18 protein-coding genes and 1 pseudogene are annotated in these 21,691 nt (G+C 71.6%); 12 read left to right on the top strand and 7 right to left on the bottom strand.

Features of this window, described 5'->3' with window-relative positions:
* Positions 1-81: 81 nt before the first annotated feature.
* The 3 genes from ACIQAK_RS17645 to ACIQAK_RS17635 form a co-directional block, all read right to left on the bottom strand.
* Complete coding sequence (locus tag ACIQAK_RS17645) at positions 82-1,791, bottom strand: nickel transporter (protein WP_366389458.1); 1,710 nt, start codon at positions 1,789-1,791, stop codon at positions 82-84.
* Entirely contained in the window at positions 1,788-3,146 is a 1,359-nt protein-coding gene (locus tag ACIQAK_RS17640; protein WP_366389459.1) for a tetratricopeptide repeat protein, read from the bottom strand. Before ACIQAK_RS17640 ends, ACIQAK_RS17645 begins: the two co-directional genes overlap by 4 nt.
* Before the next feature lie 118 nt (positions 3,147-3,264).
* On the bottom strand, positions 3,265-4,875 hold the full coding sequence (locus ACIQAK_RS17635; protein WP_366389460.1) for a DUF4331 domain-containing protein: 1,611 nt from the start codon (positions 4,873-4,875) through the stop codon (positions 3,265-3,267).
* 588 nt (positions 4,876-5,463) lie between these two features.
* On the opposite strand from ACIQAK_RS17635, the gene ACIQAK_RS17630 reads away from it, so the two are divergent.
* Positions 5,464-6,288: a hypothetical protein gene (locus ACIQAK_RS17630; RefSeq protein ID WP_366389461.1), complete on the top strand. Its 825-nt coding sequence runs from the start codon at positions 5,464-5,466 to the stop codon at positions 6,286-6,288.
* Positions 6,289-6,346: 58 nt separating this feature from the next.
* Positions 6,347-7,036: a class F sortase gene (locus ACIQAK_RS17625; protein WP_366389462.1), complete on the top strand. Its 690-nt coding sequence runs from the start codon at positions 6,347-6,349 to the stop codon at positions 7,034-7,036.
* A 149-nt stretch (positions 7,037-7,185) separates the two neighbouring features.
* On the opposite strand, the gene ACIQAK_RS17620 is transcribed toward ACIQAK_RS17625, so the two are convergent.
* The gene (locus ACIQAK_RS17620) at positions 7,186-8,745 is read right to left on the bottom strand and encodes a glycerol-3-phosphate dehydrogenase/oxidase (RefSeq protein ID WP_366389463.1); all 1,560 of its coding nucleotides are present in this window, start codon (positions 8,743-8,745) and stop codon (positions 7,186-7,188) included.
* The gene (locus tag ACIQAK_RS17615; RefSeq protein ID WP_366389464.1) at positions 8,742-9,380 is read right to left on the bottom strand and encodes a TetR/AcrR family transcriptional regulator; all 639 of its coding nucleotides are present in this window, start codon (positions 9,378-9,380) and stop codon (positions 8,742-8,744) included. Before ACIQAK_RS17615 ends, ACIQAK_RS17620 begins: the two co-directional genes overlap by 4 nt.
* Before the next feature lie 74 nt (positions 9,381-9,454).
* Between ACIQAK_RS17615 and ACIQAK_RS17610 the strand changes: the two genes are divergently transcribed.
* The 4 genes and pseudogenes from ACIQAK_RS17610 (at position 9,455) to ACIQAK_RS17595 (ending at position 12,948) form a co-directional block, all read left to right on the top strand.
* On the top strand, positions 9,455-11,050 hold the full coding sequence (locus ACIQAK_RS17610) for an FAD-binding oxidoreductase (RefSeq protein ID WP_366389465.1): 1,596 nt from the start codon (positions 9,455-9,457) through the stop codon (positions 11,048-11,050).
* Between the two features lie 107 nt (positions 11,051-11,157).
* Entirely contained in the window at positions 11,158-12,048 is an 891-nt protein-coding gene (locus ACIQAK_RS17605) for a diacylglycerol kinase family protein (protein ID WP_366389466.1), read from the top strand.
* 164 nt (positions 12,049-12,212) lie between these two features.
* A pseudogene (locus ACIQAK_RS17600) lies at positions 12,213-12,371 on the top strand (GntR family transcriptional regulator); the annotation flags it as partial.
* Between the two features lie 244 nt (positions 12,372-12,615).
* Positions 12,616-12,948: a hypothetical protein gene (locus tag ACIQAK_RS17595; protein ID WP_366389638.1), complete on the top strand. Its 333-nt coding sequence runs from the start codon at positions 12,616-12,618 to the stop codon at positions 12,946-12,948.
* A 43-nt stretch (positions 12,949-12,991) separates the two neighbouring features.
* Here ACIQAK_RS17595 and ACIQAK_RS17590 read toward each other — a convergent pair whose 3' ends face one another.
* Both ACIQAK_RS17590 and ACIQAK_RS17585 read right to left on the bottom strand, forming a co-directional pair.
* On the bottom strand, positions 12,992-13,474 hold the full coding sequence (locus tag ACIQAK_RS17590) for a molybdopterin-dependent oxidoreductase (RefSeq protein WP_366389467.1): 483 nt from the start codon (positions 13,472-13,474) through the stop codon (positions 12,992-12,994).
* A gap of 174 nt (positions 13,475-13,648) precedes the next feature.
* Positions 13,649-13,975, bottom strand: coding sequence for a molybdopterin-binding protein (locus ACIQAK_RS17585; protein WP_401848370.1), 327 nt, complete (start codon positions 13,973-13,975; stop codon positions 13,649-13,651).
* A gap of 123 nt (positions 13,976-14,098) precedes the next feature.
* Between ACIQAK_RS17585 and ACIQAK_RS17580 the strand changes: the two genes are divergently transcribed.
* The 6 genes from ACIQAK_RS17580 to ACIQAK_RS17555 all read left to right on the top strand — a co-directional run bounded on the left by ACIQAK_RS17580 (position 14,099) and on the right by ACIQAK_RS17555 (position 21,678).
* The gene (locus ACIQAK_RS17580; protein WP_366389468.1) at positions 14,099-15,472 is read left to right on the top strand and encodes a SidA/IucD/PvdA family monooxygenase; all 1,374 of its coding nucleotides are present in this window, start codon (positions 14,099-14,101) and stop codon (positions 15,470-15,472) included.
* A 114-nt stretch (positions 15,473-15,586) separates the two neighbouring features.
* A complete protein-coding gene (locus tag ACIQAK_RS17575; protein ID WP_366389469.1) occupies positions 15,587-16,645 on the top strand; it encodes an iron ABC transporter permease in 1,059 nt (352 codons plus the stop codon).
* A complete protein-coding gene (locus ACIQAK_RS17570; protein WP_366389470.1) occupies positions 16,642-17,724 on the top strand; it encodes an iron chelate uptake ABC transporter family permease subunit in 1,083 nt (360 codons plus the stop codon). Before ACIQAK_RS17575 ends, ACIQAK_RS17570 begins: the two co-directional genes overlap by 4 nt.
* 55 nt (positions 17,725-17,779) lie before the next feature.
* The gene (locus tag ACIQAK_RS17565; protein ID WP_366389471.1) at positions 17,780-18,643 is read left to right on the top strand and encodes an ABC transporter ATP-binding protein; all 864 of its coding nucleotides are present in this window, start codon (positions 17,780-17,782) and stop codon (positions 18,641-18,643) included.
* A gap of 151 nt (positions 18,644-18,794) precedes the next feature.
* On the top strand, positions 18,795-19,844 hold the full coding sequence (locus tag ACIQAK_RS17560) for an iron-siderophore ABC transporter substrate-binding protein (protein WP_366389472.1): 1,050 nt from the start codon (positions 18,795-18,797) through the stop codon (positions 19,842-19,844).
* Positions 19,845-19,890: 46 nt separating this feature from the next.
* Positions 19,891-21,678, top strand: coding sequence for an ABC transporter ATP-binding protein (locus tag ACIQAK_RS17555; RefSeq protein WP_366389473.1), 1,788 nt, complete (start codon positions 19,891-19,893; stop codon positions 21,676-21,678).
* The last annotated feature ends 13 nt before the right edge of the window (positions 21,679-21,691 follow it).

Below are 21,691 nucleotides of genomic sequence, written 5' to 3'. Positions count from 1 at the left end.
GACCGATCGTCATCCATACCTGGTGCGGCTTCGGGCACGTTCATGAGCTGCCGATCGTCCCTCACCGGGCCTGTAGACGCATCATGCGTGGCCGACGGCTGCCCGCAGGGTCAGGCCGAGGCCCACGGCGATGACGAGGAGTGAGGTGACGACGGGGCCGGTCCGTGCCAGCTTGCGCAGCAGGGTGTTGTGGCGGAGGGTCCGGGCGCGGTCATGGCGCTCGATCCGCTCGCGCAGGCGGACCAGGAGGAGACCGGCGAGGGTGAGGGTGGCGGCCATGCCGAGGCCGTAGCCGATGACGAGGAGGACGCCGAACGCGGTACGCCCCAGGGCGACGGCGCCCAGGAGTACGACGAGGGCGGAGGGGCTGGGGACGAGGCCACCGGCGATGCCCATACCGATGAGGCCGGACCTGCTCGTACGCCGGACACTTCCGGTGGCCGCCGGCGTGTCCGACGGGTGGTGTTCGTGGTCGGGCCGGGTGAGCGTCGCTACGTCGGGAGCCGTCCGGAGTTCTCCGGCCGGTGCGCTGTGGGGTACGTGGTCGCGGCCAGGGGGGTGACGATGGTCGTGGCTGTGGTCGATGTCGTCGTGACCGTGGAGATGGCCGGAGGACGGTCCGTGGTGACGGGCGTGCTGGTGGCCGCCGTCATTGTGGTCGTGGCTGTGGTGGCAGTGGTGGCCGTGGTGGTGATGGTGGTTCGGGCCGTGGTGATGGCGGTTGTGCTGCGGCTTGCCCCGGACTGCTCCGAGCAGGAGCCAGAGGCCGATGGCGGTGACGAGGAGCCCGCTGGCGGCTCCCAGCCACATCAGGACGGTTTCGCCGGCCAGATGGGTGGAGACGGGCAGAGCGAGTCCGAGGATGAGGACGCCGGCGGTGTGCGTGAGGGTGACGGTGGCACCGACGGTGAGGGCGTCCCGTTTGGTGCCGCGGCGGCCCGCGAGGTAGGCGGCCATGATGGTCTTGCCATGACCGGGCATCGCCGCGTGGGACGCCCCGAGGACGAGCGCCAGGAACAGCGCCAGCAACCCGACGGGCAGGGTGATCTCACGGGCCCCCACGAGCGAGTCGAAGACCCCGGTCACCTTCGCGAGTACCCCGTTGATGACACCTGCGCCGGGGAAGTCCGCCACTGCCGGAAGGGCCGCACCACCCTGCCCGGGCTCGCTGCGCAAGGTCGCCGAACGCTGGTCGAGCGGGGAGGCGAGGGGGTTCTGCGGGTACCGGCGCAGTTCGCGGGTGCTGGATGCGGCCGGTACGTCGGCCCGGGTGATCCTGACGTCCCGGCCGGTGGCGGTCATCTCGTGCCAGCCGATGCGCGTGGTGTCGTAATCGGTCGAGGCTTGGATGTCGGCGGGCCCGGTGAGGTCGGCCGGGGTGGTCAGGTCGCAGGTGAGGCGGCTGGTCTTCAGGCCCGCCTCCCCGTTCTCGTACACCAGGGTGGCCGAGGACTGCTTCCAGTCCACTCGCGCACCGCCCACGCTCAGGTGGAGCTGCCTGCTGAGTTCGGAACAGGCCTCCTTCGCATGGGCGCGCGACTCGCCGGCGCTGACCCTGCCGTCGTGGTCGGAGTCGACGGTGGGGCGTTCCTGGAGAGCGGAGATCTCCGCACGGTCGACCACGACCTGGGCGTCGATCCGCTCGGGCCGGAGGCCGAGGCCCGTGTGGTAGTTGACGCTGAAGTTGCCCAGGGGATGGGCCGTGGCCGTGGGGGCTGAGGTCACGCTCGTGACGGCGGCCAGGGTGGCGGCGGCCAGGGCGGTGAGGGCTCGGCGCAGGGTGTGGTTCATGGCGTGGTGTCGATTCGCTGGAGCAGGGTGCGGGCGGCGTCGGCGTGCAGGGGGTGGAAGCCCGGCTCGCGCAGCGCTTCGGTCAGGTCGCGGCGGGCCGCTTCCGGATCGCCGAGGGCGTGGTGGATGGCGGCCCGGTGATAGCGGAAGAGCGCGCTGCGGGTGCCCTGGGCCAGGGCCTTGTCGGCCTGGACGAGGGCTTCGGCGTCCCGGCCGGCCCGGTGCAGGGCCCACGCGTACGCGTCGTGGACGGCGACGAAGGGGCGGGTGCGCAGGGTCTGTTCGGCCATCGTCACCGCGCTTCGTGCGTTGCCGTGATCGGCCTCGAAGAGGATCGCGTCCGTGTCCGCCGGAGTCCCGGCGGCCCGCCGGATACGGTCCTGGGCGCGCAGCAGCGCGTACTGCTCCTCGGCCTGTTCGCGGTGGCCCAGGAACTGTTCGAGTTCGCCCAGCCCCAGGAGGTGGTGCGGCAGAGGGGCGACGGCGATGGCCGCCCGGTAGTCGGCGCGGGCCCTGGCGGTGTCGCCCAGTGCCAGGTGGGCGCGGGCCCGGGTCTCCAGGAGCGCCGAATCGCCCGGGACGGCCCTGAGCCCGGTCCGCGCCTCGGCCAGAGCTGCCCGGGGGCCGGCGTCCTGGAGGTCCAGGGTCGCCAGGACGTTGTGGGCGAACGCCGAATCGGCCGGGGTGGCCGCAGCGGCCAGGGACCGCCGCATCAGGGCGCGGGCCCGGGCGGTGTCCCCCTTCAGCTCGAAGGCGTAGGAGGCGCGGGCGAGGGAGGCTGCGTCCGGGCGCAGGTCCGTCATCCTCTGGACGGCGTCGTCGGCCTCGTCGTAGCGGCCGAGCTGGGTGTACGCGTCGGCGAGGACTCCGTAGGCGGAGGAGCTGTGGGGACTGCTGGTCGTGGCTCTGCGGGCCCAGCGCAACGCGGCGGGGAAGTCGTGGCGTCCTGCGGCGAGGGCGCCCATGGCGATCTCGGCGTCCGTGTTGTCCGCGCTCTGCACCGTGAGAGAGGTCCGCAGCGCCTTCTCGGCCCGCTCGTAGGTGGCCGGGTCGGCCGTGGTACGGGCCTGCTGGACGTAGGCCATACCCAGGGCGGCCCAACCGCCCGGATCCCTGGGCAGGCGGGTCACCCGGGCCTGGAGCGCCTCGATCGACCCACGCGCTGGAGAACCGGCCGGACGGCCATCGCCCGACGGGAGGGAAGCGGTGGACTGACCGGGTGCGAGCATGACCGATCCGGCGGCGAACATCGTTGCGCCCAGGACCAGGGTGACCACGATGTTCCGCAGCCGCCCGCTGCCGCGTGCGGGGGGTGACGGCGGCGGGTCCGGGGGTTCGGTGCGGTCCGGGTGCACGAGGGATCCTTCCGACTTGCTCGGTGCTGCTGGTGCTGCTGGTGCCGCGGTGGCCGGGCCGGGCCAGCCGGTCCGGCCCGGCCACCGGGTGCGAAGTCCGCCGCGAAGTGCGGCCGGTTCAGCTGTCCTTGCCGCGACGACGGAGGCGGAAGCCGCCGACGCCGAGAAGCAGCGCGCCGACGCCGGCCACCGCTGCGGCCTGCGTAGTCTTCGTGACGGGGCCGGCCGCCGCGTTCTCCACCGAGGTCTGCTCGGCGTCGCGGCCTGCCGCACCGGGGCCGCGGTTCACGTTCTTGGTGTGCGGCAGCGCGACGTACGGGAACGAGGTGCCGAACGGGACCTCGTTGGTGTCGACCTTGTCGCCCTCCGCGAGCGCGGGGACGAGAACACCGGTCTGGGCGGCGCCCTCGACGGCCTGGAGCGAGATGTCGACGACGTCGTCGGCCAGGCGGCGACCGTTCGGGAAGCCTGCCAGGTCGCCCGCGAGGACGCCGAGGCGCTGGGGCTTGGCGGTGGGCGCTACCGCCATGTTCAGGCGCAGTTCCTCAGCCGGGACGATCTGCCTGAGCGGCGCGTCCTTGTTGAGGCGGTGTGCGTTCAGGTCGGCCTTGATCGGTCCGCAGACCTTGCAGATGCCGGTCAGGTAGATCTCGGCGAGGTCGTTGCGGGGCGCCTTGGGGGCGGGGATGCCGTAGACCTGCTGGATGAGCTTGGGCAGGATCGGGTCGTACACCTTGTCGACGACGGGCTGGACGGTGCGGTCCTGGCTGGGGTTGAGGGTGTTGAAGGCGTCCTTGAACTTCAGTGGGACGACGACCTCGTTGACCAGCGGGTTCCCGAGGCGGGAAACCTGCTTCCACTGCTTCGAGCCGTCCTGGCCGCTCTTGTCGCGGGAGTCGGTGACGGTGACGCCCGCGCGCTCGGTGGTCGACCACACGCCGATGACCGGGTTGCGGGAGGGATTGCCCCTGAGGGCGAGCTGCTTCTCGGGGACCTGGATGGCGATGGTGTTGACGTTGTAGCCGGCCAGGGTGTCCTGTCCCCGCTCACTCAGGTCGCCGCCGTAGAGGAGGTCGAAGACGCGCAGATCGGCGAAGAACGGGTCCTCGGCCTGCCCCGCGTACGTCTTCCCGCCGCCGGGCAGACCGAAGGTCGCCTGCTTGCGCAGCGTCGCGTAGTCGGGCATCGACGCCCTACCGGTGCGGGAAGGGGCGGCCGGCACGCCCGAGAGGAGGGTCCGGCTCTTTCCTCCGGAGGTGACCACCAGGTCGTAGACCTGGCGGAAGTTCAGGTCCGGGTCGTTCAGCGAGGTGACCTGGCCGGTGTTGTAGAGGAACTGATTCGCGTCATCGCGGTAGCTGCTGCGGAAGCGCCAGCTGTAGGTGAGGTCGGCGACGCCGTCACCGTCGTTGTCGACCTTGATGTTGTAGCGCAGGTCGTCGCCGAACGCGTAGAAGTTCGGGCCGCCGTTGGGCTCCTCCATCGGGATCCAGTTCGCCACCAGGGTGACGGTGTCGGCCTTGTCGGGGCTGGTGAACGCGTACGTGTCGGTGTTGTCCGCACGCGGGTCGCCGGCGATCAGGGGTGCCTCGCGGTGGCTGGAGGCCACGCCGAGGCCCGGGGCGAGGGTCATCGCTCCGAGTCCTGCGGCCAGGGTGGTGGCACCGAGCACGAGCAGGGACTGGTCCAGGACGCTGCGCGAGCGGGGCCTGGCCTGGGAGACCTTCACGGTGTTCCTCCTGTGCTGAATTCCCCGCCCGGCATGTGCGAGAGCGCGCCGGAGCGAGGGGGACTGATGGGGATGGCGTCCGGCACCGCGGCGGGGAGTCGCGCACGGAGCGGGCCGGCAGCAAGGGAGCGATCGGCGGGGCGGCTCGAAACGCGGGCCCGCCTTCCCGAAGACTGCGCAGCCGTAGACAAGCACGCCCAAAACCCCTCCCGTGCGCATCCCGGCCGGATCCTGGGGCCGGCCACACGGTCCACGGAGGGTGAATGGGCCGGTGGGGCGGCGAAGCAGCCCGGTGGACACCCCGCGGAAATGCACGACGACACGGTCGCCGGCCGTTGGGCCAAAAGGGGCATAGCCCCTTATTGCAAGCCCATTGCAATAAGGGGGTGGCGGGGAATTCACTCGTCCGGAGCACCGAGGTGGTGTCGGCATGCCTGGCGCTGCGGTGTCCGTCCTGTATGAGAGACGCGTGGAGAACTTTGTCGTGCCCCGACCAATCAATCCCGTGAGCGGCTTCGAATAGACGACATCAGCGATCGAATGTTGTTCCGGTTCCGTGCCGGAACTTCCGACAGGAGATGCGTCTTCGTGATAGCTCGCCGTACAACCCGCCTCGCCGCCCTGCTCGTCCTGCCCGCCGCACTCACCCTCGGGGTGTCCGTGCCCGCCCTGGCTCACGAGGGACACCCCGCCGGCACCACCAAGGCGGCCGACGGCGACACCTACCAGATCGACCTGGAGCAGCTGAACGACTCCGGTGCCAGTGGTGCCGCGCTCGTCAGCCTGGAAGGCGACAAGCTGACCGTGAAGATCGAGGCCCAGGGGCTGGTGCCCGGGCAGCCGCACGCCCAGCACATCCACGGCTCCACCGACGGCCACGACTTCCGCTGCCCGGACAAGAGCGCGGACAAGGACGGCGACGGCATCGTCACCACCGCCGAAGGCCTGCCGATGTACGGGAACATCAACATCTCCCTGACCACCAAGGGCGACACGTCCAAGGACAGCGGCCTCGCGGTGGACCGGATGCCGGTCGCGGACAAGAACGGCAAGCTCAGCTACTCCCGCACGATCACCGTCTCGCAGGACGTGGCGGACCACCTCAAGGACCTGCACGTCGTGCAGCACGGCATCGACCGGAACGACGACGGGAAGTACGACTTCGGCGCGGGCAAGAGCGAACTCGACCCGAAGCTGCCCCAGGAAGCCACCGCACCGGCCAACTGCGGCATGGTCAAGGGCGCGGCGGTCGGCTCCATGCCGGCGGGTGGCGTCGAGACCGGAGGCACCACCACCGAGGGCGTGGAGTCACCGGGCCTGCTCGCCGCCGGGGGCGCGGCCGTCCTGGCGGCCGGTGGACTGTTCGCCGTACGCCGCCGGACCCGGACCTCCGCCGTCCGGCACGACGGCTGAGGACCGGCTCGACACCTGATCGACGACCCATCACAGCCGGACAGGGAAAGGTGCAGCGATGGACAGGACACCCGAAGAGGACGCGCGCCGCAGGTCACCCCGGCGGCGTCAGGTTCTCTTCGCCGCCATCGCCGCCCTGCTCCTTGCCGGCGGGCTGCTGCTGGCGCTGGGAACCGGCCGGCAGCAGCCCGCCCCGCCTCCCGCGGCCGACAAGGGCGCCCCGCCCGTCGGGGCGCCCGCCGCCCCACGGCCACCGGCACCCTCCGCCGAGCCGCGGGCAGCCGCGTTGCCCCCTTCCCGGCCGGTCGGCATCACGATCCCGTCCCTGGAGGTCACCTCGGACCTCGAGCAGCTCGGGCTCGGGAAGAACCGTGCCATGGAGACGCCGAAGGACCCGGACAAGGCCGGCTGGTACCGCCCCGGCGCCACCCCCGGCGCGGTCGGCCCCTCCGTGATCGCGGGGCATGTCACCTGGGACCGGTCACCGGCCGTGTTCTTCAGGCTCGCCGAACTCGAACCCGGTGACCGCATCGAGGTCAGGCGGGAGGACGGCACCACCGCGGTGTTCACCGTCGACCGGACCGCCGTGTACCCCAAGGACGACTTCCCCACGGTCGAGGTCTACCGCAACCTCGACCACGCCGGACTCCGCCTGATCACCTGCGGTGGCGACTTGTCCCCGCAGGACAGCCGCTACGCGGACAACGTCGTCGTCTACGCCAGCCTGACCGGACACCGGTCCCGATGACCCGGCTCGCATGTCGGCCGCCGCGTCAGGACCGTGGAAACGCTCTCGGCGCGGTGCCCCTCGTGGTCGCCGGCGATCCCGAAGTCCGGGCCTGAGAACCAGATCGGGCCGCCGGACCTCACCGCCGCGTCAGGGCTGTCGTGGCGGCGTCACACCGTCTGCGTCAGGACCTCGTCCGCGGCTGCCACCGCCGCGGTCCGGTCCTCGGCGACGAGGCCGATGCGGGTGCGGCGGTCGAGGAGGTCGGCGGCGTCCAGCGCGCCCTCGTGGCGGACCGCCCACAGGAGTTCGGCGCGCGTGACGGGATGACCGGGGACGACGGGACGGGCCAGCTCCGGGTCCCTGAGCCCGAGTTCGTGCACGGCGGTGGCTTCGGTGCCGTAGCGGTGTACGAGGCGCGCCGGGACGTCGAGACGGGTGAGGGTCTGCGGCGAGGCGGCGCCCACCAGGGGCACCGAGGCGGTGCGGCAGGGGCCGGCGGTCAGGGCGCGGGCGGTCACGGCGGCGTCGAGGGCGTCCTGCGCCATCCGCCGATAGGTCGTCAGCTTGCCGCCGACGACGGTCACGATGCCGTCGGACGAGGTGAGGATCGCGTGCTTGCGGGAGATGTCGGCGGTACGCCCGCCGTCGCCGCGCGTGTCCAGGAGCGGGCGCAGTCCGGCGAAGGCGCCGACGACGTCCTCGCGGCGGAGGGTGACGTCGAGGGCAGAGCCGAGGACGTCGAGGAGGAAGCCGATGTCGGTCTCGGGGACGTCCGGCACGTCGGGCACCTCGCCGTCGACGGGTTCGTCGGTGAGTCCGACGTACACCCGGCCGTCGCCCTGGGGAAGTACCAGGACGAAGCGGTTGGTCTCGCCCGGGATCGGGATGTGCAGGCCCGCGGAGAGCCGGCCGAGGTCCTGGTCGCGCAGGACGAGGTGGGTACCGCGGGAGGGCCGCAGCCGGATGTCGTCGACCAGGCCCCCCGCCCACACCCCGGCCGCGTTGACGACCACGCGGGCGCGGATGCGCAGCTCCTCGCCGCTCGTCTCGTCGCGGACCCGCGCGCCGTCACCGGTGAGTTCGAGCGCACGGGTGCGGGTGAGGATCCGCGCGCCGTGCGCCGCCGCGGTGCGGGCGATCGCGGTGACCAGGCGCGCGTCGTCGGTGAGCTGACCGTCCCAGGACAGCAGTCCACCGCGCAGGCCGGTGGGGCGCAGGGCCGGGGCGAGGTGGCGCGTCTCGACCGCGGACAGCGTGCGCGGGGCGGGCAGCGTACGACGTGACGTACGGACCGAGGCGCGCAGCATGTCACCGGCGAGGAAGCCGGCCCGGACCAGTGCGGCCTGACCGCGGCTGACCAGCGGGGTGAGCGGCAGGACGAAGGGCTGGGCGCGGACCAGGTGGGGCGCGGTCCGCCCCATCAGCACGCCGCGTTCGAAGGCGCTCTCGTGGGCGACGTCGAACTGCCCGGTGGCGAGATAGCGCAGTCCGCCGTGGATCAGCTTCGAGCTCCAGCGAGACGTGCCGAACGCGAGGTCGTGCGCGTCGATCGCGGCGACGCGGAGTCCGCGCGTGGCCGCGTCGAGCGCGGCGCCGGCCCCGGTCGCGCCGAGGCCGACGACCAGGACGTCGACCTCGGTGCCGTCGGCGACTGCGGCGAGTTCGCGGCGCCGCCGGTCGGCGTTCAGTGAGGAACCGGGCAGGGAGGGGCTGGTCGTGGGGGTCATGGGGTGAGGGTCCTCTCCAGCAGGGTGCGCAGTTCGTCCAGGAAGGCGGCCTGGCTCAGTTCGGGATCCATCTCGTCGGTCATGGTGCGCAGCGAGAGGGTGAAGGACTGCACGACGAGCAGCAGGGACCGGGCCTGGAGGTCCACCGGCGCACGGCGCACGGAGCCGTCGTCGTGGCCCGCCGCGATCGCGGTGACGAGCAGCCCGAGGAAGGCGTCCTGACTCGCTCCCCTGCGGTCGAGGATGTAGGGCAGCAGCAGCTCGGGGTCCACGTCGAGGATCTTGCGGAAGAGCGGATGGGCCCGGAACGCGGTGGCGCCCGCGACGAGCCCGTCCACGATCCGCGGCCGGACGGGCCGGTCGCCCGGGTCGGTCGAGATGGCTCCGGCGGCGACGGCGGTCCACTCACGGGTCATCAGGTCGCCGACGAGGCTGCGGACGTCGGGCCACCGCCGGTACAGCGTCATCCGGGACACCCCCGCGCGCCGGGCGACGTCGGTCAGGGTCGTGCGGCGTACGCCGACGGCCAGCACGCAGTCGCGTGCCGCGTCCAGGACGGTGTCGGCGTCCGAACGGCCGCGTTCGGACCGGCCCGGTTCCGTCGGGCCCGAGTGGTTGTGACGAATGGGCGTCATCTGTCACAGTGTAATGCCAGTGGCGGGGGAGCGGCAGTACCCGTCCGCGACCGGAGCGAGAGGAACGCCTCGAAGTGGAAATGTTGTGGAGCGGCTGGGGCGACCCGGCCAAGGCGGCCCCCCTGCCGGACACGGTGACGGGCCTGCTGCGTGATCTGCTGGGCGTCACCCCCCGGCCGGGCGGACCGCCGGCCCTGGCCGCCATCGAGGTCCCCGCCTCACCCCTGACCGAAGAGGCGCGCACCGCGCTCGCCGGGTCGCTCGCCGCCGAGGACGCGCTGCGCGACGACGCCGACAGCCGTATCCGGCACACCCGGGGCAAGTCCACCCCCGACCTGCTCCGCATCCGCGCGGGCGAGGTCGACGACGTCCCGGCCGCCGTCGTACTCCCGGGCAGCCACGACGAGGTGGTCGCCGTGCTGCGCGCCTGCGCCGCACACGGCTTGTCGGCCGTTCCCTTCGGGGGCGGCACCTCCGTCGTCGGTGGTCTGGCGCCCGAGACGAAGCGGCCGTTCGTCGCCCTCGACCTGCGCCGCCTCGACCGGCTCGTGGCGGTGGACGGGATCTCCCGTACCGCCACCCTGGAGCCCGGCCTGCGCGGCCCGCGGGCCGAAGCGCTCCTGAACGAACAGGGCTGGACCCTCGGGCACTTCCCGCAGTCCTTCGAATGGGCGTCCGTGGGCGGCTTCGCCGCCGCCCGCTCCAGCGGCCAGGCCTCGGCCGGATACGGCCGCTTCGACGAGATGGTCCTCGCGCTCACCGTCGCCACCCCCGAGGGCACGCTGGAGACCGGGCGGGTGCCCCGCTCGGCCGCCGGCCCCGACCTGCGTCAGCTGATCCTCGGGTCCGAGGGCGTCCTCGGCGTCATCACGGCGGTGACCGTGCGCGTCCGCCCCCTGCCCCGCAGGCGCGTCTACGAGGGGTGGCGCTTCACCTCCTTCGAGGCGGGTACCGCCGCCCTCCGAAGGCTCGCGCAGGACGGGCCGCGCCCCACCGTGCTGCGGCTGTCCGACGAGACGGAGACCTTCGTCGGGCTCGCCCAGCCGGACGCGATCGGTGCCACCGACGCCCCGCGGAACGCGGGTTGCCTGGCGATCGCCGGATACGAGGGCACCGAGGACGAGACCGGGATGCGCCGTGCCGCCGCCCGCGAGATCCTGCTCGACGCCGGCGGTGAGTACGTCGGTGAGGAGCCCGGCGAACGGTGGGAGCACGGCCGCTACAACGCGCCGTACCTGCGCGACGCGCTGCTCGACGCCGGTGCCTTCGCCGAGACCCTGGAGACCGCGGCGTTCTGGTCCGCGCTGCCCCAGCTGTACACAGCGGTGCGCGACGCGCTGACCACCACGCTGACCGAGGCCGGCACCCCACCGCTCGTCATGTGCCACATCTCCCACACCTACGAGAACGGTGCCTCGCTGTACTTCACCGTGGTCTCGGCGCAGGGCGAGGACGCGGTGGCCCACTGGGAGCCGGCCAAGCACGCCGCGAACGACGCGATCCTGGCGTCGGGCGGCACGATCACCCACCACCACGGTGTGGGCACCGACCACCGCGACTGGTATACCCGCGAGATCGGACCGCTGGGCGTCCGCATGCTCCAGGCGGTCAAGGCCGAGGTCGACCCCTCCGGTGTGCTCAGCCCCGGCGTCCTCATTCCCGTCCGCTGAGTCCGGTCGGCCGCCGGTCCGCGGGCTCCGCCCCGCGGACCGGGACCCGGCCGCTCGCCGATCCGCCCGTCCGCCGCTCGCTTCTCCCGCCTCCGGAGGCCTGACCCATGCGACAGTTCACCGCCGTCGTCAACCCCACGGCAGGGGGCTCCAGCGGCACGGCGGCCCTGCTCCCGCTGGCCCGGATCGTACGGGAAGCGGGTGCACGGCTCGACACCGTGTACAGCCGAAGCCTGGACCACGCCCGGGAGCTCGCCCGCCGGGCGGGCGAGCGGGGGCACGTCGTGCTCGCGGTCGGCGGTGACGGGATGGCCGGCTGCGTCGGCGGCGCACTCAGCGGTACGGACACGGTGTTCGGCCTGGTCCCCGCCGGCCGGGGCAACGACTTCGCCCGAGCGCTCGGCCTGCCCACCGACGCGTCGGAGCTCGCGCGGGTGCTGCTCGAAGCCGAGCCGCGCCCGGTGGACACGATCGAGGTGGAATCCGCCGTGCACGAGCGGATCTCCGTACTCGGCAGCGTGTACGCCGGCGTCGACGCGGTGGCCAACCGGCACGCGAACGACTCGCGGCTGCTGCGGGGCGCGGCGTCGTACTACGCGGGTGGTCTACGGGCCGTCCTGGCGTGGAAGTCCGCGGCCTACCGCATCACCGTCGACGGCGTGACGCACGAGCGCACCGGCTACACGGTCGTGGCGGCCAACTCCGGCTTCTACGGCTTCGGCAGGAACGTCGCCCCCGGCGCCCGGCTCGACGACGGACTCCTGGACGTGGTCATCATCGGCGACGCCTCCAAACGCCTCTTCTTCACGACGATGAACGAGCTCAAGACCGGGGCGCACGTGCGGCGCCCGCAGGTGGAGATCCTGCGCGGCAAGGAGATCCGCATAGAAGCGGACCGACCGCTTCCGTACGGCGCCGACGGCGAGGTCGACGCGGTCCTCCCGGTGACGGCGCGGGTGCAGCCGGGGGCCCTTCGCATCCTGGCCCGTCCTTCGTAGCAGCTCCGGGACGGGCTGTCGAAGGTGTTGCCCGCCGTGTTGCGGTGGGCCGGCCGGCTGTCCGGACCGACCCAGCTGGCCACATGGTTTAGACCAATGATAGTAATTGGTCACCCAGGCGTACAGCACGGTCACGCTGAGCGAAAAAAGGGTTCTGGTCATGGATGAGTCCCGTTCCGAGGCCTCGGCCACGTCACCGATCTGCCTGCGGATCGCCCGCCGCCCTGCGCGAAGACCTCACCCGGCAGCGCATCGCGCCGGGCGACCAACTCCCCTCGGAGCGCTCTCTGGCCCAGCTCCACCGCGTCAACCGGCAGACCGTGCGCGCCGCGCTGCAGTTTCTCCGGAACGAGGGCCTCGTCGTCACCGACCGGCGCGGCACCTTCGCCGCCGTGCCCGGGTGCCGGGCCACCCCGCCCGCCCCGAAGGGCGCCCGGCCGTCGTTCCCCGGCGGCCTGCAGGCGGCCGGGGCGCTGGAACAGGCCCTGCTGGCCTGGGAAGCGCCGCCCACTCCACTCTCACCGCGCCTGCAGCTCATCCCCGGCGAGCCGACCCTGGTCCATCGCCATGTCGTGGTCGGCCCGCAGGGAGAATCCCTGCAACGGGCGGTGTCGTGGTTCCCTGGCGGCCCTCATCCGGATTCCGCAGCTGGCCCGCTACCGGCGCGGCAGGGAGCGCGGCCGGCGGCCCGACCTGCGGCTGCTGTACTACTGGATGCACCAGGCGGGGCTGCGGCTCACCCATCGGGAGTCGGTCAGCGTCCCGGCGGACATGACCGGAAAGGCGACCCGGATACTCGTCCAGCGCGTGGTCACTGACCAGTACGGCAACGTCCTGGAGATCACGGACATCGACCTGTCGGCCTGGTCGGCCTCCTGGACCCGCGAGTTCACCACCTGACCCCGGCGCCCCTCCGTCGCAGTCGCCGGCGGGCAGTGGCCCGCTACCGCGTCCCCGGCCACGCCCCGACCCAGACCTGGGCGATGGCGCTGATGTACCTGGCCCCGCACCGGTCGGTCGGCACCACCAGCTGGCTGCCGGCCGGGTCCAGACCCTCGCCGTCCAGCCGGGTGGCCAGAAGGACGGGGGCATTACCGAAATCGGCGTCGATCTCCGCCCAGGCCAGCACGGTGTGGTGGCCGTCGCCACCCGACACCGCCAGGGCGAACCGGGACCGGTCCTTGCGCCGGTGGGTGTCGAAGAGCGGATGCGCGGCGAGGACGACCTCGCGCAACAAGGGCCCCTCGAACACATGGCGCTGCGGCCCGCTGGTGGCGCAGTCGAAGACGACCTCCGCGCGGTGCTGCCGCCATCCCTCCCGCAGGTCACGCACCGTCAGCGTGGTGGGGTGGCCGACATCGCCGCGTACGGTCAGCGATGCGAGCTGGGTGGCAGGGGTGCGGCGTGGCGCACCGAGTCGGTTCATGGGAATCCCCCAGTCGGACGGCCTGCGGGGCGGCTGCCAGGAAGATATGCCCAGGCGACGTTCCACCGAACCGTGTCTGCGAGGCCATAGGCGCCGTGGGCCTGGCTTCCGGGAACCTGTCACGGGGTTTCTCCTCCCATCTGCCCGACGGGCGGCCCGGCCGCGCCGACGTCCTCAGGTCTGGTTCCCGGGCCGGTCGACGCGCACATGGGTCGACTTGACCCGGGCCGTCGCCAGGACGCCCACCTCCAAGCCGAGTTCCTCCACCGACTCGCGGCTGATGAGTGACACCAGCCGGTGCGGACCCGACTGGATCTCCACCTGGGCCACGACGTCGTCCATCGTGACGGCGGTGACGAGGCCGGCGAACGAGTTCCGCATCGACGTCGGAGCGCCATCCCGATCACAGAGAGTGGTGCCCAGTTCACCCCGGTTTGCAACAAGACGGTTTGCACAATGAATTGACGGGATGTCAGGCCTCTGGATTCCGTTTTGCCCTATCGACAGCGCCGATCCAATGAGCTTAGGCTCACCTAAGTCGGGCTGGGCTGCTCTGTCGGCGTGCCCATCTCGCCTACCTTCCCCGGCGCCTGACAGGCGGCTTTCCCGCACGATGGGAGTGACATGTCACAGGTTCATCCTGGCGACGCACCACTGGTCCACGACCTCATGGGGATCGGCTTCGGCCCGTCCAATGTGGCCATGGCGATCGCGCTCAGAGAGCACAACACACGCGTCGGCGGGCACGAGCCGGTGACCGCTCACTTCTTCGAGCAGCAGCCGAGCTTCGGCTGGCACCGGGGCATGCTGATCGACGACGCCACCATGCAAGTGTCCTTCCTCAAGGACCTGGTGACACTCCGGAACCCGGCCAGCGAATACAGCTTCCTCTGCTATCTGCAGAGCAGGAACCGGCTGATCGACTTCATCAACCACAAGAACCTCTTCCCGCTGCGCGTGGAGTTCCACGACTACTTCGAGTGGGCCGCGGCCAAGGTCGACGACATGGTCTCCTACGGCCATGAGGTCGTCTCCGTGACGCCCTTCGTCCACGACGGCACCGTGGAGTACCTGGACGTGACCGTCCGGTCGCGGGACGGCCTCGCGGTGCACCGGGCCCGCAACCTCGTCATCAGCACCGGGCTGCGCCCTCTCCTGCCGGACGGGGTGCTGCGCGGCGAGCGCGTCTGGCACAACTCCGACCTGCTGCGCAAGGTCGACGGTCTGGAGGGCACCTCGCCCTCGCGGTTCGTCGTCGTGGGTGCCGGACAGAGCGCCGCCGAGAACGTCGCCTACCTGCACCGCCGCTTCCCCGAGGCCGAGGTCTGCGCGGTCTTCTCCCGCTACGGCTACAGCCCCGCCGACGACAGCAGCTTCGCCAACCGGATCTTCGACCCCGGGGCGGTCGACGAGTACTTCGCCGCACCCGACAGCGTCAAGAACCAGCTGATGGCCTATCACGGGAACACCAACTACTCCGTGGTGGACATCGACCTGATCGACGACCTGTACCGCCAGATGTACCGGGAGAAGGTCCTCGGCACCGAGCGGCTGCGCTTCCTCAACGTGTCCCGGGTCACCGGCGTCGAAGAGGGGCCCGACAGCGTCCGTACCACGGTGAAATCCCTCGTCACCGGCGAGGAGACCCCCCTGGACGCCGACATCGTGGTGTTCGCCACCGGCTACAGTCCCGCCGACCCGCTCGGCCTCCTCGGCGAGGTCGCCGAGCGCTGCCTGCTCGACGACGCGGGGCGCGTCCGGGTCGAGCGCGACTACCGTATCGCCACCGACCCGGCCCTGACCTGCGGAATCTACCTCCAGGGGGGTACGGAGCACACGCACGGCATCACGACGTCGCTGTTGTCCAACACCGCGATACGCGTCGGCGAGATACTGGACTCCGTGCTCGCCCGGAGCGTCAAATCCACCTCCGACGAGGCCCGCCCGGTCGCCGACGGCACCGGCAGCGCCGTCGTTCGAAGCCTTCCGCACCGATAAGGCCGGATCAGAGACCGGAGCGTGAGCGGTCCCAGAGGGCGCACCCGGCGGCGGGTGCGCCCTCTGCGGCGGACCCTGACTTCCGCTGGCTCCCTAGGGATAACGTACGTCGATATGAGCACGACTGCAGTCGAGCGCCCCCTGCCCAGGGGTGCAACAGAGGTCCGCCGCGGGCGGGTTGTGGGTCTGGGCGCGCTGATGGTGTCCCTCGTGGCCGTCGCCGCGCTGTCGTTGGCCGTGGGGGCGCGTGCGCTCAGCCCCGCCGAGGTCTGGCACGGGCTGTTCGCGGAGGCGGACCCCGATCAGCGGCTGACCGAGATCAGGCTCATCGTGGAGACGGTCCGGGTGCCCCGCACGGTCCTCGCGGTCGTGGCGGGGATCGCCCTGGGCGTCGGCGGTGCGTTGATCCAGGGGTACACACGCAACCCCATCGCCGACACGGGCCTGTTGGGGGTGAACAGCGGCGCCTCGTTCGCCGTGGTGTCGGTGATCGCCGTGTTCGGGTTCACCGACCCGTTCCAGTACGTCTGGTTCGCCTTCGTCGGCGCGGCGGTCGCCGGCGTCGTCGTCTTCGGCCTGGCGAGCATCGGCAGGGGAGCGGGCAACCCGTTGACGCTCGCCCTGGCCGGGCAGGGGATCACGGTCTTCCTCATCGCGATGACCACGGCGGTCGCGCTGACGGACCAGAAGTCGCTGAACGCGCTGCGGTTCTGGAACGCGGGCTCCGTCGCCGGCGTCGGCTTCGACGTCATCTGGCCGGTGACCGGGTTCATCGCCGTCGGGCTCGTCCTGGCACTGAGCACCCTGCCCGCCCTCAACCTGCTCAACCTGGGCGAGGACGTGGCCCGCGGTCTGGGCGTGAACATCGTGCTGAGCCGGGCCGTCGGCATCGTCGCCATCACCCTGCTGGCGGGCGCGGCCACGGCGGCATGCGGGCCCATCGCGTTCCTCGGGCTCATGGTCGCCCACGTGGCCCGCTACCTGACCGGCCCCGACTACCGCTGGCTGGTGCCGTACGCCGGTCTGCTCGGCGCCGTCGTCCTGTTGGTCTGCGACATCGTGGGGCGCCTGGTGGTGCGGCCCGGTGAGCTGGAACCCGGTGTCGTGGTCGCCCTCATCGGTGCCCCGTTCTTCGCGGCTCTGGTCTGGCGAGGAAAGTTCAGGAGCGCATGAGTAAAACGGACATGAACCCGCCCCTGGCCCCGGGTGTGCGGCTCGGTCAGGTGTCGTTCGTCTGGCGGCCCTGGCTCGTTCTCATCTCGCTGGTGCTGGCGGTGGCCGCCTTCCTGGTGTTCTGCCTCTCCATCGCCGTCGGGGACTTCCCCATCGGCCTGCCGCGGGTGATCGCCACACTGCTGGGCCAGGGCGAACAGGTCGACGAGTTCGTCGTGATGGACCTGCGGATGCCGCGCGCCCTGTCCGGTCTCATCGTGGGGATCGCGCTGGGCGTGTCCGGAGCGATCACCCAGTCCGTCGCACGCAACCCGCTCGCCAGCCCGGACATCCTCGGGATCACCAGCGGGGCCGGTGCGGTCGCGGTGTTCCTGGTGACGGTGTCGGGCGGGGCCGCGGCGGCGGTCGCCGGCTCGGTGGGCCTTTCGGCGGCGGCGCTCCTGGGCGGACTGGGGACGGGCCTGCTGGTCTACTTCCTCGCGTGGCGGCGCGGGATCGACGGCTTCCGGCTCATCCTCATCGGCATCTCGGTCAGCGCCGTGATGCAGGCGATCACGACCTGGCTGCTGGCGTCGGCCGACATCAGGGACGTGGCCCGGGCCCAGGCGTGGCTGGTCGGCTCGCTGGACGGCCGGTCGTGGGACGAGGTCCGGATGGCGTTCTGGGGCTCGCTGGTCCTGCTCGCCGTGATGGCCGCCGCCGCGTTCCAGTTCAAGCCGATGCACCTCGGTGACGACGTGGCCGCCGGACTGGGCGTGCGGTACACCCGGGTACGGGCCGTCCTCCTGCTCTGCGCGGTGCTGCTGGCCTCCGTGGCGGTCAGCGCGGCCGGTCCCGTCCCGTTCGTCGCGCTGGTGGCGCCTCAGGTGGCGATGCGTCTGGCGCGGTGCCCGACGCCGCCGATGGTCGCCTCCGGCCTGCTGGGGGCGCTGCTGCTGATCGGTTCGGACCTCGTCGCGCGGACGGCGCTGCCGATCACCCTGCCGGTCGGGGTGGTCACCGCCGCGATCGGCGGTCCGTTCCTCGTCCACCTGCTGGTGCGGGCGAACCTCCGCCGGGCCACGAACGCGGCGTCCTGAGGCGAACTCCCGCCGGAGGCAATAAGGTTAGGCGAGCCTAAATCAAGGGGTGCTTGTGGTCGCGCAGTTCATCACCGAGACCCGTTCCGCGGTCGGCGGCGCCGCCCGGCTGGCGGCGAGGGGCGTCACGGTCGGCTACGGCGGACGGGCGGTCATCGACGATCTCGACGTGGAGATCCCGCCGGGCGTGGTCACCACGATCATCGGGCCCAACGGCTGCGGGAAGTCGACGCTGTTGCGCACGCTGACGCGCCTCCTCAAGCCGGCCGAGGGGACCGTCGTGCTGGACGGCCAGGACATCGCCGGACTCAGGACCCGGGACGTGGCGAAGAAGCTCGGCCTGCTGCCCCAGGCGCCCGTGGCACCCGAAGGGCTGACCGTGGGCGACCTGGTCGCCCGGGGGCGGCATCCGCACCAGAGCTGGCTACGGCAGTGGTCGTCGGACGACGCCGATGTCGTGGAGCGCGCGCTGGCCATGACCGGAGTGGCCGATCTGGCCGACCGCCCGGTCGACTCGCTCTCCGGCGGCCAGCGTCAGCGCGTCTGGATCTCGATGACCCTGGCCCAGGGCACCGACCTGCTGCTGCTGGACGAGCCGACCACCTATCTGGACCTCGCGCACGCGATCGACGTGCTCGACCTGGTGGACGACCTGCACGAGTCGGGCTGCACCGTCGTCATGGTGCTGCACGACCTCAACCTGGCCACGCGCTACAGCGACAACCTCATCGTGATGCGGGCGGGCTCGATCCTGGCGCAGGGGCACCCGCGTGAGGTGATCACCGCCGAGCTGCTGTACGAGGCCTTCGGACTGCGGGCCAAGGTGATCGACGACCCGGTGGGCGACCGTCCGCTCATCGTCCCGATCGGACGTACCCACGTCCTGCTCGACCCGGCGCCCGAGCCTCCGGTGAAGTAAGCAGACCGCAAGGGGAGTTGGCCGAGTGATCAACTTCCTCCGAACGAGGGAAAGTCTCAAGTAAGGCTAGGCTGGCCTCACTTGAACGGGATAAGGTTTGCTCGCCCTCACCCAGGGGTGCAAAGGCCAGCGCGAAAGCAAGGGATTGCGGATGCTTCTCCATCGAACGACGCTCGTGCAGCCGTGGCGGCGGCTGGCCGCGGCACTCACCGCCGCGACCCTCGGCGTCGGCCTCCTCGCGGGATGCGGTTCCGGCACGGAGGAGAAGAAGAACGACGACGCCCCGGCCGCGGACGCCGGCGCGTTCCCGGTCACGGTGGAGCACGCGTTCGGGTCCACGAAGGTCGAGCAGGCCCCCAAGCGTGTGGTCGCCGTCGGGTACACGGACGACCAGGCCGTCCTGGCCTTCGGCATCAAGCCGGTCGGCATGGTCGACCAGTACCCGAACCCGGTGGGCCGGACCCCCGACATCAACACCCAGTGGCCCTGGGTGAAGGACAAGTGGGGTGACACCCGTCCCGAGGTCGTCATGAACAACGGTGACACGGGCCCCAACTACGAGAAGATCGCCTCCCTGCGGCCGGACCTGATCGTCGCGGTCTACTCCGAGATCGACCAGGCCGCCTACGGCAAACTCTCCAAGATCGCGCCGACCGTCGGCCGCACCAAGGCCGAGAGGGAGCCCTTCAGCGCTCCGTGGCAGGACAACGCGGTCCACATCGCCAAGGCGCTCGGCAAGGAGACCGAGGGCACCGCGATGGTGAAGGGCATCCAGGACAAGCTGGACGCGGCCAATAAGGCCAACCCCGAGTTCGCGGACCAGACCGCGGTCGCCCTCTCCTGGTACAAGAGCAAGGTGTACCCGTTCACCTCCACCGACGTGCGCGGGCAGCTGATCACCGGTTCCGGCTTCGGCTACCAGACCCAGATCGACAAGATCGCCGACGGCCAGTTCTCCACCGAGCTCTCGCCCGAGCGCATCGACCTGATCGACGTCGACCGCATCTTCGTCATCAACGACAAGGCGGACACGGAGGCGCTCAAGAAGTTCGAGCTCTTCGCCAACCTGCCCGCCGTCAAGAACGGCAAGGTCTCCTACCTCCTGGACAGTGAGGGCCCGGCGATCGGCGCCGCCATGTCCCAGGGCACGCTGCTCTCCCTGCCGTACGCGATCGACGAGCTCGTCAGGTCGGCCAAGTAGAGATGACGGCCGAACCGTCCTCCCCCCTCCGAGAACTGGCGATCGCGTGACCGTCACCGACACTCCCGCGGCCCCGACGAAGCTGCGTACGGCGACGGGGAAGGAGGCCACCGCGTGGGTGGCGGCACACTGCCGCCGCGCCCCGTGGCTGACCCTCTCCACCGTGCTCACCACCGTGGCCGGGGCGGCCCTCCAAGTGGTCCCCGTGCTGCTGCTGGGCCGGGTGGTCGACGGGGTGGCCGGCGGTGAGTCACGCTCGGTCCTCGTCACGGTCGGGGTACTGACGGGGGCCGCCGCGCTGTTCGGCGCGGCGGCCACCGCCGCGTCCACCTGTCTGATCGGGCGACTGGGGGCGGAACTGCTCGCCCAGCTGCGGGAGAGCGCCGTCCGGGCGGTGCTGGGAATGCCGAGCGCCCGCGTCGAGCAGGTCGGCCGGGGCGATGTGCTCTCCCGGGTCGGTGACGACGTCGCCGTGCTGTCCAAGGGCATCCGGCAGGCCATCCCCACGGTGTTCTCGGCGGGGGTGCTGGTGGCCATCGCCACGCTCGGCATGTTCGGCCTGGACTGGCGGCTCGGTCTCGCCGGGGCCGGTGCCCTGCCCGCGTACGCGCTGGCCCTGCGCTGGTACCTGCCCAGGTCCGCGCCGCTCTACCGCAGCCAGCGCATCGCCCAGGCCGACCGCGCGCAGGCGCTGATCAGCGGGCTCAACGGGATAGACACGGTACGGGCGTACCGCCTGGAGGGCGACGTCCGCGAGAAGGTCACCGCCGAGTCGTGGCGGGTGCGCGATCTCGGCGTCGAGGTGTTCCGGTTCTTCGGCCGGTTCGTCGGCAGGGAGAACCGTGCCGAGTTCATCGGCCTGGTCCTGATCCTCGTGGTGGGATACGCCCTGCTGGAGGCGGACGCCGCCACCCTGGGCGAGGTGTCGGCCGCCCCGCTGATGTTCCACCGGCTGTTCACCCCGCTGGGCGCCATCATGTTCACCTTCGACGAGGCGCAGAAGTCGGGCGCCAGCCTCACCCGTCTGGTCGGGGTGCTGGGGGAGCCGGCGGAGGAGCGGCTGGTGGGCGACGCGTCCGTCACCCGGGCCGAGGCCGTGCCGTACGGGGTGACGGTCACGGACCTGACCTTCAGCTACCCGGACACCGAGGAACCCGTCCTGCGGAACGTGGACCTGTCCATCCCGGCGGGCGGTTCACTGGCGCTGGTGGGGGCGACGGGCGCGGGCAAGTCGACCCTGGCCGCGCTGATCGCCGGCATCGGGGCCCCGCAGGCCGGGGCCGTACGCATCGGGTCGCGGGAGCTCGCGGGGCTCGACGAGGCCGAGGCGCGGTCCCTGGTGAGCATCCTGACGCAGGAGACGCACGTGTTCTCCGGGCCGCTGGCCGACGATCTGCGCCTCGCCGCACCCGAGGCGGGCGACGAGCAGCTGATGGAGGCGCTGCGGACCGTCGGCGCCGACGGGTGGGTGGAGCTGCTGCCCGGCGGGCTGCACGCCATGGTCGGTGAGGGCGGCGAGCGGCTGGATGTGACCAAGGTCGCCCAAGTCGCCCTGGCACGCCTGGTGTTGAGTCGTGCCCCGGTGGTCGTGCTCGACGAGTCGACCGCCGAGGCGGGCAGTGAGGGCGCCGCCGCGCTGGAGCGCGCCGTGCTCGCCGCGTGCGCGGGCCGCACCACGCTGTACGTGGCCCACCGGCTGACCCAGGCGATGGCGGCGGACCGGATCGCCGTGCTGGACGCGGGCCGGGTGGTGGAGCAGGGGACGCACGAGGAGCTGGTGGCTCTGGGGGGCATGTACGCGCGTCTGTGGCGCGCATGGCGCGAAGGTAGTTAGGTAAACCTCAGTT

It is taken from the genome of Streptomyces sp. NPDC088706 (assembly GCF_044752765.1).
In the GTDB taxonomy this organism is placed as follows: domain Bacteria; phylum Actinomycetota; class Actinomycetes; order Streptomycetales; family Streptomycetaceae; genus Streptomyces.
The sequence above is the reverse complement of the archived record's forward strand: the minus strand, read 5'-3'. Positions and strand labels throughout refer to the sequence as shown.

What these genes read in the sequence shown, in the direction of transcription:
- ACIQAK_RS17560 (WP_366389472.1), top strand. Translation starts at nt 18,795, where the DNA reads ATGCTTCTCCATCGAACGACGCTCGTGCAGCCGTGGCGGCGGCTGGCC.
- ACIQAK_RS17595 (WP_366389638.1), top strand. Translation starts at nt 12,616, where the DNA reads ATGTCGTGGTCGGCCCGCAGGGAGAATCCCTGCAACGGGCGGTGTCGT.
- ACIQAK_RS17615 (WP_366389464.1), bottom strand. Translation starts at nt 9,380, where the DNA reads ATGACGCCCATTCGTCACAACCACTCGGGCCCGACGGAACCGGGCCGG.
- ACIQAK_RS17625 (WP_366389462.1), top strand. Translation starts at nt 6,347, where the DNA reads ATGGACAGGACACCCGAAGAGGACGCGCGCCGCAGGTCACCCCGGCGG.
- ACIQAK_RS17575 (WP_366389469.1), top strand. Translation starts at nt 15,587, where the DNA reads ATGAGCACGACTGCAGTCGAGCGCCCCCTGCCCAGGGGTGCAACAGAG.
- ACIQAK_RS17620 (WP_366389463.1), bottom strand. Translation starts at nt 8,745, where the DNA reads ATGACCCCCACGACCAGCCCCTCCCTGCCCGGTTCCTCACTGAACGCC.
- ACIQAK_RS17570 (WP_366389470.1), top strand. Translation starts at nt 16,642, where the DNA reads ATGAGTAAAACGGACATGAACCCGCCCCTGGCCCCGGGTGTGCGGCTC.
- ACIQAK_RS17645 (WP_366389458.1), bottom strand. Translation starts at nt 1,791, where the DNA reads ATGAACCACACCCTGCGCCGAGCCCTCACCGCCCTGGCCGCCGCCACC.
- ACIQAK_RS17590 (WP_366389467.1), bottom strand. Translation starts at nt 13,474, where the DNA reads ATGAACCGACTCGGTGCGCCACGCCGCACCCCTGCCACCCAGCTCGCA.
- ACIQAK_RS17605 (WP_366389466.1), top strand. Translation starts at nt 11,158, where the DNA reads ATGCGACAGTTCACCGCCGTCGTCAACCCCACGGCAGGGGGCTCCAGC.
- ACIQAK_RS17580 (WP_366389468.1), top strand. Translation starts at nt 14,099, where the DNA reads ATGTCACAGGTTCATCCTGGCGACGCACCACTGGTCCACGACCTCATG.